This window comes from Microbacterium atlanticum (assembly GCF_015277815.1).
GTDB lineage: Bacteria > Actinomycetota > Actinomycetes > Actinomycetales > Microbacteriaceae > Microbacterium > Microbacterium atlanticum.
The window spans coordinates 3,648,512-3,664,171 of sequence record NZ_CP063813.1 but is presented as its reverse complement, the minus strand read 5'-3'; the positions used below and the strand labels follow the sequence as shown (position 1 = coordinate 3,664,171).

Below are 15,660 nucleotides of genomic sequence, written 5' to 3'. Positions count from 1 at the left end.
GGCGCGCGCCGGGTGGGAGCGGGACGGCAGACGCGGAGCGGACCGCGCTCGTAGACTCGGGGCGTGACCGACGCTTCCGACATCCCCGTCCGCGTGCGCCCGGAGGTGGCGGCGCTTCCCCCGTACAAGCAGGGCAGGCAGGCCGGCGCCGAGGCGTACAAGCTCTCGAGCAACGAGAACCCGTTCGACCCGCTGCCGGGAGTGCTGGAGCGCGTGCGGGCGGCCAGCGCGCTGAACCGGTATCCGGATGCCACGGCCGCACGTCTGCGCGAGCGCCTGGCCTCCCGCTTCGGCGTCGGCACCGACGAGGTGCACGTCGGCGCCGGCAGCGTCTCGATCCTCGCCCAGCTGGTGCTGGCGACCTCCGGTCCCGGCGACGAGGTGATCTACGCCTGGCGCTCGTTCGAGGCCTACCCGTGGCTCGCGGTCGTCTCCGGCGCCAGGCCCGTCCAGGTGCCGCTCGCGGCGGGCGCCCGGCACGACCTGGACGCCATGGCGGCCGCGATCACCGAGCGCACGCGCGCGATCCTGGTGTGCAGCCCGAACAACCCCACCGGGCCCATCGTCACGCAGGCCGAGTTCGACGCGTTCGTCGCCCGGGTGCCGCAGAACGTCCTGGTGATCCTCGACGAGGCCTACGCCGAGTTCGTCACCGATCCCGACGCCGTCGACGGAGCCGCCGTGCTCAGCCGCGGCGACCACCCCAACGTGGTGGTGCTCCGCACCTTCTCCAAGGCGTACGGGCTGGCGGGCCTGCGGATCGGGTACGCGGTCGGTCACCCGCGGATCCTGGACGCCGCCCGCACCACCGCCATCCCGCTGTCCGTGACGGCGCACGCCGAGGAGGCCGCGCTGGCGAGCCTGGAGGCGGAGGACGAGCTCCTGGAGCGCGTGCGGATCATCGCCGCGCGCCGCGACCTCCTCGCGGAGGGACTGCGCGCCGCGGGGTGGGACGTCCCGGCCGCCCAGGGCAACTTCGTCTGGCTGCCCGCCGGTGACGAGACCGCCGCCTTCGCGACCGCGTTCGAGGAGGCCGGCCTGATCGTGCGCCCCTTCGCCGGTGACGGCATCCGGATCTCCGTCGGCGAAGAGGAGTCTGTCGAGAAGGTCCTAGGAATCGCGGCATCCGTTGTGAAGAACCTCCCGGAAGGGCACGCAGGGGTGCGGGCTAGCGTGGAACGGTGACCCCGCCTGAAGAATCGGTGACGACCGACGCTGCGGCGCTGGCCGATGATCCCGCGACCGTCCGCTTCCTCGAAGCGGACGGCACGTTCGCCCCCACCGCCGCCGCGGAGCCTTATCGGGAGGCCGTCGACGCCCTGAGCGACACCGACCTCGAGACGTTCTTCCGCGACATGGCCGTCATCCGGGCGTTCGACGTGCAGGCGACCAACCTGCAGCGTCAGGGACAGCTCGCGCTGTGGCCGCCGAGCTACGGTCAGGAGGCGGCGCAGGTCGGCTCGGCGCGCGCCGCCCGCGCGCAGGACCACCTCTTCCCGTCGTACCGCGAGCACGTGGTCACCAAGATCCGCGGCGTCGACCCGATCGACATCATCCGCGTGATGCGCGGCCTCACTCACGGCGGGTGGGACCCGACGGATCCGAAGAACGGCAACACGCACATCTACACGCTGGTGCTGGGCTCGCAGACCCTGCACGCGACCGGCCTCGGCATGGGGCTCGTGTTCGACGGCCGCTGCGGCACCGGCGACCCCGAGCGCGACGAGGCGGTCATCGTCTACTACGGCGACGGCGCGTCCAGCCAGGGCGACGTGCACGAGGCGATGGTGTTCGCCGTCAGCTACCGCACCCCCGAGGTCTTCTTCCTGCAGAACAACCAGTGGGCCATCTCGGTGCCCGTCGCGACGCAGTCGCGCTCGCCGCTGCACCAGCGCGGCGCGGGCTACGGGATGCCGAGCACGCTGGTCGACGGCAACGACGTGCTGGCGAGCTGGGCGGTCACGCGCGCCGCGCTGGACGAGGCGCGCGCCGGCGGCGGCCCGCAGGCGATCGAGGCCATGACCTACCGCCTCGGGGCCCACACGACCAGCGACGACCCCACCAAGTACCGCACATCGAGCGAGGAGGAGTCGTGGCGCCGCCGCGACCCGATCGCCCGCATGAAGGCGTTCCTGCTGGCCCGGGGTGCGTCCGAGGCCTTCTTCGCCGACGTGGACGCCGAGGCACAGGCGCTCGCCGACGACGTCCGCACGCGCACCAACGCCTTGGGCGGCCTCGAGCCCGACTCGATGTTCGCGCACGTCTACTCCGAATCGCACCCGGTGATCGAGGAGCAGCGCCGGTGGCTCGCCGAGTACGAGGCATCCTTCGAAGGAGGCGCATCGTGACCCTCTCGATCAGCTCACCGGACGTCGCGGCGCCGCCGGCCGTGACCACGATGCCGTTCAGCCGCGCGATCAACGCGGGGCTGCGGGCAGCGCTCGCCGGCAGCGACCGCGTGCTGCTCATGGGCGAGGACATCGGCAAGCTCGGTGGCGTCTTCCGCGTCACGGAGGGCCTGCAGGCCGAGTTCGGCGAGCAGCGGGTGCTCGACACGCCGCTGGCGGAATCCGGCCTCGTCGGCACCGCGATCGGGCTCGCCATGGCGGGATTCCGCCCCGTCGTGGAGATCCAGTTCGAAGGCTTCGTCTTCCCCGCGTTCGACCAGATCACCACGCAGCTGGCCAAGCTCACGAACCGCCACGAGGGCGCGTTGCAGATGCCGGTCGTCATCCGCATCCCCTACGGCGGCCACATCGGCGCGGTCGAGCACCACCAGGAGAGCCCCGAGGCCTACTTCACCCACACGCCCGGGCTGCGCGTGGTGAGCCCGTCGACGCCGAACGACGGCTATTGGATGATCCAGGACGCCATCGCCTCCCCCGACCCGGTGATCTTCCTCGAGCCCAAGAGCAAGTACTGGCAGAAGGGCGAGGTCGACACCGCCGCCCGCGCGCTGCCGCTGCACGCCTCCCGCGTGGTGCGCCGCGGCACCGACGTCACGCTGGTCGGACACGGCGCGATGGTCACGACGCTGCTGCAGGCCGCGGCGCTCGCGGAGTCCGAGGGCACGTCGTGCGAGGTCGTCGACCTGCGGTCGCTGTCGCCCGTCGACTACGGCCCCATCCTCGACTCGGTGCGCCGCACCGGCCGCATGGTCTACGCCCAGGAGGCCCCGGGCTTCACCTCGCTCGGGTCGGAGGTCGCCGCGACGGTGATGGAGCAGGCGTTCTACGCGCTGGAGGCACCCGTGCTGCGCGTGTCGGGTTTCGACACGCCCTTCCCCCCGGCCAAGCTCGAGGGCTCGTACCTCCCCGACGCCGACCGCATCCTCGAGGCCGTCGACCGGTCCCTGGCCTACTGACCCGCTCCCCTTCCCGTGAGACGACAGCGGATGGACGAGACTGTGGGTGATCCCCGCCGTCTCGTCCGTGCGCTGTCGTCTCACGGGAAGGGCGGGATCGAAAGGAGCTCCGCATGAGCACCCAGACGTTCGTCCTCCCCGATGTCGGCGAAGGGCTCACCGAAGCCGAGATCGTGCAGTGGCGCGTCGCGCCCGGCGACACGGTCGCAGTCAACGACGTCCTCGTCGAGATCGAGACCGCCAAGTCGCTCGTCGAGCTCCCGTCGCCGTTCGCGGGCACCGTCGCCGAGCTCCTCGCGACCGAGGGCGACACGGTCGAGGTCGGCACCGCCATCATCACGATCGCCTCCGGCGCCGGGACGGATGCCTCCGGCCCGGCGACCGTCGGACAGTCCGAGCACGGCGGCCCGGCGCCGGCATCTGACTCCGGCGAGGGTGCGGTGCTGGTGGGATACGGCACCGGAGGGCAGGTCCAGTCCCGGCGCACGAAGCGGGCGGTGTCGCCGCAGCAGCGGGTCGCGGCATCCGTCGGCGTCGTCGCGAAGCCGCCCATCCGCAAGCTCGCGCGCGACCTCGGCGTGGAGCTTGCCACCGTCGCCCCCAGCGGGCCGGCCGGCGAGGTGACCCGCGACGACGTCGTGCGCCACGCGTCGCAGGCCAGCGTGTTCCGCAACATCCAGACGCCCGAGTGGGGCGACGTGCGCGAGGAGACCATCCCGGTCGCGGCGCCGGCTGCGCCCGCGGCATCCGGTCCGGCGGCGGTCGCCCCCTCGACGCCCACGCCCGATGCGGCCGGCCGCGAGGAGACCATCGCCGTCAAGGGCGTGCGCAAGGCCACATCGTCGGCCATGGTGCAGTCGGCCTACTCGGCCCCGCACGTGTCGGTGTGGACCGATGTCGACGCCACCCGCACGATGGAGCTCGTCAAGCGGCTCAAGGCCTCGCCGGACTTCGCCGACACCAAGGTCTCGCCGCTGCTGATCATGGCGCGCGCCGTGATCTGGGCGGCCCGTCGCACGCCGATGGTCAACGCCGCGTGGGTGGACGCCGAGGGCGGAGCCGAGATCCGCGTGCGCCGCTACGTCAACCTCGGCATCGCGGCGGCTACGCCGCGGGGCCTCCTGGTGCCCAACATCAAGGATGCCCAGGACCTGTCGATGCGCGATCTCGCCCGCGCCCTCGAGAAGCTCACGCTCACGGCGCGGGAGGGCAAGACGACGCCGGGCGATCAGCAGGGCGGCACCATCACCATCACCAACATCGGCGTGTTCGGCATGGACGCGGGCACCCCGATCATCAACCCCGGCGAGGCGGGCATCGTCGCCCTGGGCACGATCCGCCAGAAGCCGTGGGTCGTCGACGGCGAGGTGCGTCCGCGGTGGGTCACCACCGTCGCCGGCTCGTTCGATCACCGCGTGGTGGACGGCGACGGGATGTCGCGGTTCATCGCGGACGTCGCCTCGATCCTCGAAGAGCCCGCGCTGCTGCTCGACTGACGCGGCCGGCAGCCCGGCGCAGAAGCGGCGGCGGGGGCGGCTGGCGTTCGGCGTGCCGACGCACGGCGGCCGCCTGCGCCCGCCCCCATTTCGAGAGCACCGCGTCCGGCCCGTAGCCCTGCGCGACCTGGCGCGCGGCGCTTCGCATCGCCGCCAGACGATCCTCGTCCAGTTCGCACAACGCGATGAGGGCGCTCGCGACCCCGGCGACATCGGCGTCGGGGATCAGGTAACCCGAGCGACCGTGGTGGATCGCGTCGGCGGGGCCGTAGGGGATGTCGTACGCGATCGGCAGGCATCCCGCCCCCATCGCCTCGAGGAGCGACAGCGATTCCCCCTCGGATCTGCTGGTGAGCAGGGTCCAGGCGCCGTCGCGGAAGCGCTCGGCGCCGCGTGGCGAGTAGCCGGTGAACGTCACCGCCTCGGCGAGGCCGAGCCGGCGGGCCTCCGCCTCGAGAGGCCGGCGCTGGGGGCCGTCGCCGACGACCTCCAGCGTCACCGGCACACCGAGCGCGCGGACGCGGGCGACCGCTTCCAGGGCGTGCTCGATGCGCTTGCGGCGGCTGAGCCCGCTCGCGATGACGCCGTGCAGGCGATCGGGCGGGAGGCGGGGCATCCGTTCCGGGATGGTGACGACATTCGACACGCTCACGAAGTTGCGCCCGTCGCCGACGTGAGTCATCGCCGCCAGCCGTTGACGGTCGGTCAGGAACGCCACCGCGTCCCACCGGTCGAGGTGCTCGAACACTTCCCGCCGCAGCGGGGTGAGCCGCCCGGCGCGATCGGTGTGCGCCCCGTGCACGAGGTGGATCAGCGTCACGTGGCGCCGACGGTAGTGCTGCAGCACGCGGGCGGCGACCTTGCTGTCGACCACGAGGATCGCGGGAGCGCCCCCGAGCACCTCGTCGAGCCAGGCCAGCCGGAAGCGCCGCACGGTGCTCCACCTTCCGGTCGGGCGCCCGGCCGGGTCGAAGGTCGTGACCGTGCGCTTCGCGGCTTCGGGGTGCGGGCGGCTCTCGAGCACCGCGAGCGAGCCGTCGGCGCGGCGGTGCTCGACGCGCACCACCTCGGCGCCCTCGCGCCATCGATGCACCGCACCGGCGGGCGACACGGCTTCGTCGTCCGCTGGGCGCGCCGGTGCGGCAGGGGCCGCGGGAGCGTCGATCGGCTCGCGGTGCGCGATGCGGAAGTCCTCGTAGATGTTGCGCAGCTCGACCCCGCCCTCGAGCTCGCCGCGCTCGCGGAGGCGCGCGCGGACGACGTCGTAGTCCGGCCGATCCTCCAGCGTCACCACCGTCGTCGCAGCGCCCGTCTGGGCGAACAGGCGGGATCGGCGCAGCAGCGCGCTCGTCATCCCCCCGAACCGGTCGGGGATCCCCCAGGTCACCGCCACCTGGCGACCGGGCGCGAGCGGGCTCGCTGAAGCTCGGACCACGGTCATGCTCGCCACGCTACGACGTCTGCGGCGGGGCCGGAGGCGGGCTTGACCTCCGACCGGCGGCGCGATAGCCGGTGCGGCGGCGTCGTCCGCGTTCTTCCCGGGCGGCCACCTCGCTTTGAGAACGATTATCAATAGCGTTAGAGTGGAGGGCATGACCTCCCCCCGACGCTCCCTCGCGCTCGCCGGCCTCGCCGCGGCATCCGTTCTCGTCCTCGCCGGATGCGCGAGCGGTCAGCAAGCGGACGAGGCCGCCGCCGCTGGACGACTCTCGGTCGTCGCGTCGACCGACGTCTACGGGCAGATCGCGGCGCAGGTCGGCGGCGACCTGGTCGAGGTGACGTCGATCGTCGCCAATGCGTCGCAGGATCCGCACTCCTTCGAGCCCAGCGCCCGCGACCAGCTCTCGGTGTCGAAGGCCGACCTCATCGTCGAGAACGGCGGCGGGTACGACGCGTTCATCGACGCCCTGATCGAATCCAGTGGCAGCGAGGCGCCGGTCGTGACGGCAGTGGAGCACTCGCACGACTGGCCCGAGAATGACGGCCACGACGAAGCGGAGGCCGACGAGGCGGCCGGAGCCGACGACGAGGCTCATGACGAGGCCGGCGATCACGGGCACGACCATGACCACGTCGAGGGGTTCAACGAGCACGTCTGGTACGACCCGCACACCGTCGCACACGTCGCGGCGGCGATCGCCGACGAGCTCGCCGCGCTGAGCCCCGACGATGCCGAGACGTTCGCGGACAACGCCGAGGCGTTCGGCGCCGAGGTCGAGCAGCTCGAAGCCTCGCTCGCCGACATCACGACCGCCCACGCCGGTGCGCAGGTCTTCGTCACCGAGCCGGTGCCGGCGTACCTGGTGTCGGCCGCCGGCCTCGAGAACGCCACGCCGGACGCCTTCAGCGAGGCCGTCGAGGAAGGGCAGGATGTCGCGCCCGCGACGCTGCTCGAATCCCTCGGGCTCCTGCGAGACGGCGCCGTGAGTGTCGTCATCACCAACACGCAGACCGGCGGCGCCGAGACCGAGGAGATCGTGGGCGTGGCCGAGGAGCTCGGCATCCCGGTGATCGCGTTTTCGGAAACGCTGCCGGAGGGGGAGACTTACCTCTCGTGGATGCAGGCGAACATCGAGGCGCTGAGCGCGGCGCTGGACGGGTGAGCCCCGCCTCGCCGGGCGCTCCCGTCGTGATCAGCATTCGCGACGCCGCTCTGCAGCGCGGCGATCGCGAGCTGTGGTCGGGCCTGGACCTCGACGTCCACGAGGGCGAGCTCGTGGCGGTGCTCGGGCCGAGCGGCTCGGGCAAGACGACGCTGCTGCGTGCCATCCTCGGCCTGGAGCCGCTCTCGCGCGGCGACATCACCGTCGACGGGTCGCCGGTGCAGCGGCGGGGGAACCGACGCATCGGCTACATCCCGCAGGCGCGTCCGCTGCCGCGCGACACCTCGCTGCGCGGACGCGACCTCGTCACCCTCGGCGTCGACGGCCACCGGTTCGGCCTGCCCTTCCCCCGCCGTGGCGAGCGGGCCCGCGTCGACGCGCTCATCGACGCCGTCGGCGCCGGCGATTTCGCCGACCGGCCCATCGGCCTGCTCTCCGGCGGCGAGCAGCAGCGGCTGCGCGCCGGGCAGGCGCTCGCCGACGACCCGCGGCTCCTGCTGTGCGACGAGCCGCTCACGAGCCTCGACCTCGCCAACCAGCAGGCGGTGATCGGTCTGATCGACCGCCACCGCCGGGAGAAGGATGCCGCGGTGCTGCTGGTCACGCACGACATCAACCCGCTGCTGGGAAAGGTCGACCGCATCCTGTACATCGCGAACGGGCGGTTCACCCTCGGCACGCCGCAGGAGGTGCTCCGCTCGGACGTCCTCACAGCGCTCTACGGCGCGCACGTGTTCGTGCTGCGGGCGGGCGACCGGCTCGTGGTGGTCGGCGCGCCCGATGCCGAGGCATCCCACCACCACCACGACGAGGCGCACGCATGAACTGGGGCGACGTCGCGGACGCGATGTTCGGGGGTCTGCCGGTCTACGGCGAGATCCTCGCGCTGGTGTCGAACTCGGTCTGGGCGGGTGCCGTGCTGGGCCTCGTCGGCGGGCTCATCGGCGTCTTCGTGATGCAGCGCGACATGGCGTTCGCCGTACACGGCATCAGCGAGCTGTCGTTCGCCGGTGCGGCGGCGGCCCTCCTCATCGGGTGGGACGTGGTGACGGGGTCCATCGTCGGATCGCTCATCGCCGCGGCCCTCATCGGCGTCCTGGGCGCCAGGGCGCGCGACCGCAACTCGATCATCGGCGTGCTGATGCCGTTCGGGCTCGGGCTCGGCATCCTGTTCCTCTCGCTGTACGACGGGCGCAGCGCGAACCGCTTCAGCCTGCTCACCGGACAGATCGTCTCGGTGCAGACCGGGCAGCTGGGCTGGCTCATCGGGATCGGAGCCGTCGTGCTGCTCGGCCTGCTGCTCATCTGGCGGCCGCTGCGATTCGACTCGCTCGACCCGCAGTCCGCCGCCGCGCGGGGGGTGCCGACGACGGCCGTGTCGCTCGGCTTCATGCTGCTGCTGGGGCTCATCGTGGCCGTGGCGGTGCACATCATCGGCGCCCTGCTGGTGATGGCGCTGCTCGTGACGCCGGCAGCGGCGGCGATGCGGATCGTCGCCGGACCGGTGTCGGTGCCGCTGCTGGCGGCGCTGTTCGGCTTCGTCTCGGCGGTGGGAGGCATCCTGCTGGCGATCATGGGAACGCTGCCCGTGAGCCCGTACATCACCACCATCTCGTTCGTCATCTACGTCGTGTGCCGCGTGGCCGGCGCGCGGCGCGACCGCGTCACGCGGGCCGTGGAGACTGTTGCCCGGTGACCCTTCGGCCGCCCTCGTGCGATCTCGCGCGATCTCGCGCGTCCTCAGGCGCCCTCGCGCGATCTCGCGCGTTCGCATGTCACGACACGCGGTGACGGATGCCGCGATGCCGCGTGTTGCGCCACCTGAACGGGCCCGGTCGCGGTGCTCGCGCGTTCGCATGTCACGACACGCGGTGACGGATGCCGCGATGCCGCGTGTTGCGCCACCTGAACGGGACCGGTCGCGGTGCTCGGGTGTTCGCACGTCACGACACGCGGTGACGGATGCCGCGATGCCGCGTGTTGCGCCACCTGAACGGGACGCCCGCGCGGTGACCGCACCCGGCTCCCGCTCAGGGCCCCTCGGTAGACTCGAACCCATGGCCCAGCGCAACACGTGGCAGCGCGAACGCGTGCGCGAAGCGCTCTCCGACGCCCGCGGATTCGTCAGCGCACAGTCGCTGCACGCGACCCTCCGCGGCGAGAACACCGGCATCGGACTCGCCACGGTCTATCGCGCGCTCGCCGGTCTCGCGGCCCAAGGGGAGGCGGACTCGCTCCAGAGCCCCGAGGGCGAAGCGCTCTACCGTGCCTGCACCAGCACCGGCCACCATCACCACCTGATCTGCCGCTCCTGCGGGCTGACCGTCGAGATCGAGGCGACCGACGTCGAGCAGTGGGCGAAGAGCACCGCAGAGCGCCACGGGTTCCGCGACGCCGAGCATGTCGTCGACATCTTCGGGCTCTGCGGGTCGTGCGCCGCCGCCCGGGATGCGCAGCGTGACGCGGACTGATCCTCAGACCCGGGCGTCGCAGCGCCCGGCCCGCACGCCCGACCCGCGTCGCACGCCGGCGACCGCCCGCCTGGAGCCGACGCCGCAAGCGCGCGCCCTGCTGTGGATCGGCGTGGGCCTCGCCGTCGTCGCGGGGCTGTTCCTCATCGACTGGCTCGCCCCGACGCTGTTCCCCGCGCCCCTCCCCACCCGCGCGCAGGACGGACTGACGCTCGCCATCAGCGTGCTCATCGAGTCGCTGCCGTTCGTGGCGCTCGGGGTGGTGCTGTCGATCGTCGTGCAGGTGTGGGTGCCGCCGGGAGTGATCGAGCGGTGGATGCCGCGCCGCGCGTGGGCCCGCCGGGCCGTGCTGTCGCTCCTCGGCATGGTGGTGCCGGTGTGCGAGTGCGGCAACGTGCCGTTCGCCCGGGGGCTCCTGATGCGCGGCTTCTCGGTGCCCGAGACGCTGACGTTCCTCATCGCGGCGCCGATCGTGAACCCGATCGTCATCATCACCACGCACCAGGCCTTCGGCTTCAGCGACGGCATCCTGGTCGCGCGGCTCTTGGGCGGGTACGCGATCGCCAACCTCATCGGATGGCTGTATTCGCGGCATCCGTCACCCGATGCCTTGCTCACCGACCGCTTCCGCGACACCTGCGAACTGGTGCTGCACGAGCCCGGCGGGAAGTGGCGCCGCACACTGGCGCAGTTCGTCATCGAGCTTCGGGCGGTGATGCCGGCGCTCGTCATCGGCTCCGCCCTCGCCGGGGCTGTGCAGGTGCTCATCCCCCGCGAGTCGCTCCTCGCGATCGGCGCGAACCCCGCGCTGTCGATCATGGCGATGATGGCGCTGGCGATGGTGGTGTCCATCTGCTCCAACGTCGACGCGTTCTTCGCGCTGTCGTTCGCCTCGACCTTCACACCGGGCTCGATCGTCGCGTTCCTGCTGGTGGGGCCGATCGTCGACGTGAAGATGCTCGCCCTGCTGCGCACCACGTTCACGTGGCGCACCCTCGGCGGGATCGTGATCGTGGTGGTGCTTGCGGCCTTCGCGATCGGGACGGCGGTGAACCTCCTTGCGTAAGGCGGAGTGGATCGGCACACGATGGCTGGGCGTCGGGCTCGCCGCGGTGCTCGCGGTCGTCACGATCTCGCTCGCGATAACGGGTCGGCTCGGGCTGTACATCAACCCGGACTCGACGTGGTTCGCGGTGTCGATGGCGGTGGTCGTGCTGGCGGGGGCGGTGGCGTCGTTCGCCCTCCCGCTCGGCGCCGAGGCCGACCACGGCCACGACCACGGGGAGGCTGGCGGGTCCTCCCGTCGTCCGCACGAGGACGAGTCCGAGATCTCGACCCTCTTCCTCCGCCACCGCGGCGACGACCACGTCCGCGGTCACGCCCGCGCCCCCAGCCCGTCCGCGCCCCACGCGGCCCACGGCTTCCCCTCGACTCGCCAAGACACGCCGGGCGAGGGCCCGGCTCTCCGGCGTGTCTTGGCGACTCGCGGTGACCGGGAGGAGGACCGAGGGCGGGAGCGGGAGCGCGGGCGCGCACAGGAGCGCGGGCGCGCGCAGGAGCACGAGCACGAGCGCGAGCGCGAGCGGGAGCACGAGGACCACGTCCGCCGCAGCCACCCCCTCGCGGTCGCGGCGACGCTCGCCGGGGGCATCGCGGCGTCCGGCGTCGTCGTGCTGACCCTCGTGCTGCCGCCCGCGTCGCTGAGCGCCGAGCTCGCGATGTCGCGCGACGTCGGCGCCACGCCGCTGTTCGGCGGCGCCGACACGGTGCAGCTCGCCTCCACCGGCGACACCGCCTCGTTTGGCGTGGGCGAGTGGGCGACGGTGTTCGCCACCGCCACGAACCCCGAGACCTTCGACGGCGAGCCGGTCGAACTCACCGGCTTCGTCACACCCGGCGAGGACGGGGTCTTCGACCTCACGCGCCTCGTGATCACGCACTGCGTGATCGACGCGCAGCCGGCGAGCCTCCCGGTGGTCGCCGACGCCTCCACCCCCGGCACCGGCCAGTGGGTCACGATCACCGGCACGGTGCGCTCCTCGTCCGACGGGCGGCTCGTGGTCGACGCCGCCGAGGTCGAGGAGATCGCGGAGCCGGAGGACCCGTATGAGTACTGAGCCGGGCCCCCGCACCCGGCGTGCGCAGTCGCAGCACCGCCGCAGCCGCGCGTTCGTCGGGATGTTCGCCGTGGTCGTCGGCCTGCTCGCGGTCTTCGGACTCGCCGGCGCGGCGGCCAGCGTCGCCCAGGGGCCTCGCGTGACGGAGGTCTCGGTGGATCCGGAGGCGGCGGCCGCGGCATCCGGATCCCGGCTCATCGTCACCACGACGCAGTCCCTCGCCGAGGTCGACCCCGAGCAGGTCACGATCAGGCCCGAGACGCCGTTCGAGGTCGACACGTCCGGCCGCAGCGTCGGTGTGCGCTTCACGCTGCCGCTGTGGGACGACACCGAGTACACCGTCACGATCGACGACGTCGCCTCGCTCGGCGGCGGACCGACCGGCACCATCAGCGAGACCTTCCGCACGCCGCCGGCCGAGATGTTCCTGCTGCAGCGCGGGACCGACGACGGCGACATGATCTACCGCACCGACCTCACCGGGCAGAACGCGGTGCCGGTGTTCCGCCACGCGCACATCGAGGACTTCCGCGCGACCGGCGAGCACCTCGTCGTGTCGGTGCGCACCGACGACGACCAGGCGGGCCTCATCGTCACCGACCTCGACGGGGAGGACGGGCGCGAGCTCCCCCTCCCCGGCGACGGATTCATCTCCAACCTGCAGAGCGCCGACCGGGGCGAGCGCATCGGGTACACCTTCTCGGATGCCGAGCTCGACGCCGACTCCGGCCGCGAGAGCCGGCTGTTCACCGCCTCGCTCGGCGACCCCGACGCGGAGCCGCGGGAGATCGTGGTCGCCGGCTCCGACCCGCGGGTCGCGGAGTGGCGGTTCGTCCCCGACACCGACAGCATCCTCCTGATGTCGTTCGACGGGTCGCTGCTGCTGACCGGCTCGGGCGCCGACGCCGGCGCTGCGACGGCCCTCGGCGCCGCGATCGGCATCGACGGCATCGCGCGCGGATCGAGCGAGGCCGTCGTCGACCGCCTCGAGCAGCCCGTGGTGATCGATCTCACCGACGCGGCCGAGGAGCCACTCGTGACGCCCGAGCTCGACCTCGGGGGCACGACGTCGGTGACCCCGCTCCCCGACGGCTCGACCATCCGCACCGCAGCGGTGCTCGAGGACGAGGTGCCCACCGGCCGCACCTCGATCGCGCACGTCGGTGCCGACGGCGCCACGCGCACCCTGACCGAGCTTCGCGAGACCGATGCCGTCATCCAGGTCTGCGTCTCGCCGAGCGCGCGGTATCTCGCGGTGATGACGGCGCCGGATGCCGTCACCAACCCGTACGACACCTACCGGCTCCCGCTTCCCGAGCGTCCGGAGACCCGCATCCTCGAGGTCGCCGACGGCGAAGAGGTGGTCGCGCTCCACGGGGCATCGATCTCGTGGTGCCAGGTGCCCCCGCTCTGACCGCTGGCGCAGAGGGGCACGCCGTCGGGCCGACGTAGACTCGCACGCATGGCGAGGGACGGGTGGCGCGCGGCGACCCGGGCCGACCTGCAGGGCCTCCCCGCCGAGGTGGCGCCGCGGCTCCTCGGCGCCCGGCTCGAGACCGTCGTCGACGGCGAGACGGTCGCCGTGAGGATCACCGAGACCGAGGCGTACCACGGCCGCGGGACCGGCCCGGTGCCCGATCCCGGATCCCACGCCCGCATGGGACCCACCGCCCGCAACGCCACGATGTGGGGCGAGCCGGGTCACCTGTACGTGTACCTCAGCCACGGCATCCACTCCTGCGTGAACGTGGTGTGCGGGCCCGACGGCATCGCCGGCGGTGTGCTCCTGCGCGCCGGTGAGGTGATCGAGGGGACGGATGCCGCGTCGCGCCGCCGCCCCGCCGCTCGCACGGCGCGCGACCTGGCCCGCGGGCCCGGCCGGTTCGGCGACGCGGTGGGGTTGCGGCATCCGCACCACGACGGCATCGATGCGATCACCGCTGAGCCGCGGCACGGAGCGCGGGCACGGCTGGAGCTGCTCGCCGAACCCCTGGCCGACATCGCGTCGGGCCCCCGCGTCGGGGTGGCGGGGATCGCGGGGACCGCGCGCTTTCCGTGGCGCTACTGGATCCCCGGCGACCCGACGGTGTCGGCGTTCCGGTGGGGTCGGGGCGCGCGCGAGGCCGCCGAGGCGCTCTGACCGCCGGAAACCGAGTCGGCGCACCAGGCGGGCGAATGTCGTAGGTATGTTCTAAGGTCGAGGCATGGAGGCGAACCCGCTCAACGGCATCGAAGAGGCGCTGCGAGTCCTCGCCGCAGCCGGGGGCCATCGGCCCGCCGGCTCGCTCTCACCCGCTGAGCTGGTCGCGGTCAACCAGGCGTTCGGGGCGCTGAAGCGACGCGTCGACGCGGCGTTCGCGTCGGTGGCCGCGGAGATCTCGCGCCAGTCCCGGCGCGAGCTCGGCAAGGACTCCCTCGCCAAGAAGCAGGGATTCACCACGCCGGCCGTGCTCATCTCGACCACGGCCGGCACCAGTGTCGGCGAGGCGGTGCGCATGGTGCAGGTCGGCGAGGCGACGGCTCCGCGGGTCTCCCTCACCGGCGAGCCGCTCCCGGCCAAGCACCCGCACATCGCGGCGGCGATCGCAGCGGGGCGCATCGGCATGACGCCGGCCTCGGCGATCGTCACCCTCCTCGATCGGCTGGCGATCCGCGTCGATCCGGCACGGCTCGACGAGGCGGAACGCGAGCTCGTCGGGCTCCTGCCGGCGCTTCGTGCGGACGAGCTGGGGAAGCTTCTCGCCCGCGCCGAAGCCCACCTCGATCCGGACGGCGTCGAACCCCGTCACGACGCGCTGCGGTCCGAACGCGCTCTTCAGATGCAGGAGCGGGATGGGATGCTCGTCATCACCGGAAAGCTCGACCCCGAGACCGGGGCGCCGGTGAAGGCGGTGATCGATGTGCTCGTCGGCGATGCGCTCCGCCGCAACGAGCACGCGGAGGCGGGCGAGCGGGATCAGCGCTCGGTGCGGCAGATGCAGGCCGACGCGCTCGCCGACCTCTGCCGGCACGCGATCGGCTGTGCGGAGGTCCCGACGGGACCGACCGCGACGGTCGTCGTACGGGTCGACCTCGCCGACCTCGAGGCCGGGATCGGCACTGCGACGATCGACGGTATCGCCCAGCCCATCCCCGCATCGACCGTCCGACGCCTTGCGGCCGACGCGCAGGTCATCCCGTGCGTGCTCGGCGGCGAGAGCGAGATCGTCGACTGGGGACGCGCCAGGCGGCTCTTCACGCCCGCGCAGAAGCTGGCGCTCGGCGAGCGTGACGGCGGATGCGTCGGATGCGGCGCCCCGCCCGCATGGTGCCACGGCCATCATCTGAAGTGGTGGGAGCGCGACGGCGGGCGCACGGACCTCGGCAACGGCGTGCTGCTCTGCACGGGGTGCCATCATCGTCTCCATACCGACGGCTGGGAGGTCAGGGTCGAGCGGCCAGGTCCCGACGCGCATGTGTGGCTGATACCGCCCCCGTGGATCGACCCGCAGCGCACGCCCCGGCTCGCCGGGAAGTCTCGCTACGCGCTGTCCGCATGACCTCGGGCGCCCGCGCGTCAAGGGCGACACGCTGTCCGTGCTAGACTGACTCTTTGTCTGCGCGCACTCC

At 72.6% G+C, this 15,660-nt stretch carries 14 protein-coding genes; 13 read left to right on the top strand and 1 reads right to left on the bottom strand.

The window, feature by feature from the left end; all coding sequences use genetic code 11:
• Positions 1-63: 63 nt before the first annotated feature.
• The 4 genes from IR212_RS16785 to IR212_RS16770 all read left to right on the top strand — a co-directional run bounded on the left by IR212_RS16785 (position 64) and on the right by IR212_RS16770 (position 4,860).
• Positions 64-1,185: a histidinol-phosphate transaminase gene (locus IR212_RS16785; protein WP_194396980.1), complete on the top strand. Its 1,122-nt coding sequence runs from the start codon at positions 64-66 to the stop codon at positions 1,183-1,185.
• A 38-nt stretch (positions 1,186-1,223) separates the two neighbouring features.
• Positions 1,224-2,348 carry a thiamine pyrophosphate-dependent dehydrogenase E1 component subunit alpha gene (locus IR212_RS16780; RefSeq protein ID WP_194398747.1) on the top strand — a complete coding sequence of 375 codons (1,125 nt, stop codon included), beginning with the start codon at positions 1,224-1,226 and terminating at the stop codon, positions 2,346-2,348.
• Positions 2,349-2,398: 50 nt separating this feature from the next.
• On the top strand, positions 2,399-3,364 hold the full coding sequence (locus tag IR212_RS16775) for an alpha-ketoacid dehydrogenase subunit beta (protein WP_194398746.1): 966 nt from the start codon (positions 2,399-2,401) through the stop codon (positions 3,362-3,364).
• Between the two features lie 113 nt (positions 3,365-3,477).
• Entirely contained in the window at positions 3,478-4,860 is a 1,383-nt protein-coding gene (locus tag IR212_RS16770; RefSeq protein ID WP_194396979.1) for a dihydrolipoamide acetyltransferase family protein, read from the top strand.
• Here the strand turns inward: IR212_RS16770 and IR212_RS16765 are convergent.
• A complete protein-coding gene (locus IR212_RS16765; protein WP_194396978.1) occupies positions 4,808-6,301 on the bottom strand; it encodes a glycosyltransferase in 1,494 nt (497 codons plus the stop codon). The genes IR212_RS16770 and IR212_RS16765 overlap by 53 nt on opposite strands.
• A 151-nt stretch (positions 6,302-6,452) precedes the next feature.
• On the opposite strand from IR212_RS16765, the gene IR212_RS16760 reads away from it, so the two are divergent.
• From IR212_RS16760 to IR212_RS16710, 9 genes are all read left to right on the top strand, one after another.
• Complete coding sequence (locus tag IR212_RS16760) at positions 6,453-7,463, top strand: metal ABC transporter solute-binding protein, Zn/Mn family (RefSeq protein WP_194396977.1); 1,011 nt, start codon at positions 6,453-6,455, stop codon at positions 7,461-7,463.
• Positions 7,464-7,489: 26 nt separating this feature from the next.
• Positions 7,490-8,287, top strand: a complete 798-nt coding sequence (locus tag IR212_RS16755; protein ID WP_228479393.1) for a metal ABC transporter ATP-binding protein — start codon at positions 7,490-7,492, stop codon at positions 8,285-8,287.
• Positions 8,284-9,159 (top strand): metal ABC transporter permease, encoded by an 876-nt coding sequence (locus IR212_RS16750; RefSeq protein ID WP_194396975.1) that lies wholly within the window; start codon positions 8,284-8,286, stop codon positions 9,157-9,159. The genes IR212_RS16755 and IR212_RS16750 overlap by 4 nt, the downstream gene beginning before the upstream one ends.
• Positions 9,160-9,520: 361 nt before the next feature.
• Positions 9,521-9,934: a Fur family transcriptional regulator gene (locus tag IR212_RS16740; RefSeq protein ID WP_194396973.1), complete on the top strand. Its 414-nt coding sequence runs from the start codon at positions 9,521-9,523 to the stop codon at positions 9,932-9,934.
• Positions 9,921-11,000, top strand: a complete 1,080-nt coding sequence (locus IR212_RS16735; protein ID WP_420488604.1) for a permease — start codon at positions 9,921-9,923, stop codon at positions 10,998-11,000. Before IR212_RS16740 ends, IR212_RS16735 begins: the two co-directional genes overlap by 14 nt.
• On the top strand, positions 10,993-12,051 hold the full coding sequence (locus tag IR212_RS17180; protein ID WP_228479392.1) for a TIGR03943 family putative permease subunit: 1,059 nt from the start codon (positions 10,993-10,995) through the stop codon (positions 12,049-12,051). The genes IR212_RS16735 and IR212_RS17180 overlap by 8 nt, the downstream gene beginning before the upstream one ends.
• The gene (locus tag IR212_RS16720) at positions 12,041-13,465 is read left to right on the top strand and encodes a hypothetical protein (RefSeq protein ID WP_194396972.1); all 1,425 of its coding nucleotides are present in this window, start codon (positions 12,041-12,043) and stop codon (positions 13,463-13,465) included. Before IR212_RS17180 ends, IR212_RS16720 begins: the two co-directional genes overlap by 11 nt.
• Positions 13,466-13,513: 48 nt before the next feature.
• On the top strand, positions 13,514-14,191 hold the full coding sequence (locus tag IR212_RS16715) for a DNA-3-methyladenine glycosylase (protein WP_194396971.1): 678 nt from the start codon (positions 13,514-13,516) through the stop codon (positions 14,189-14,191).
• 64 nt (positions 14,192-14,255) lie between these two features.
• A complete protein-coding gene (locus tag IR212_RS16710; RefSeq protein ID WP_194396970.1) occupies positions 14,256-15,590 on the top strand; it encodes an HNH endonuclease in 1,335 nt (444 codons plus the stop codon).
• The last annotated feature ends 70 nt before the right edge of the window (positions 15,591-15,660 follow it).